1 rRNA gene is annotated in these 286 nt (G+C 57.3%); it reads left to right on the forward strand.

Going from position 1 to position 286, the window contains the following annotated elements:
* Positions 1 to 286, forward strand: a 23S ribosomal RNA gene (locus QSK32_RS45375); the annotation flags it as partial.

The following is a 286-nucleotide window of genomic DNA, read 5'->3' on the forward strand; positions in this document are numbered from 1 at the left end:
AGTGACAACCAGGAGGTTGGCTTAGAAGCAGCCACCCTTTAAAGAGTGCGTAATAGCTCACTGGTCAAGTGGTTCTGCGCCGACAATGTAGCGGGGCTCAAGCACACCGCCGAAGCTGTGGCATTCACACTTTACCCCGCTGGTCGACTTGTTCGGCTGGTGCAGGTGTGTGGATGGGTAGGGGAGCGTCGTATGGCGGGTGAAGCGGCGGAGTGATCCAGTCGTGGACGCCATACGAGTGAGAATGCAGGCATGAGTAGCGAATGAAGGGTGAGAACCCCTTCCG

Origin of the sequence: Actinoplanes sp. NBRC 101535, from assembly GCF_030269225.1 — a bacterium.
GTDB lineage: Bacteria > Actinomycetota > Actinomycetes > Mycobacteriales > Micromonosporaceae > Actinoplanes > Actinoplanes rectilineatus.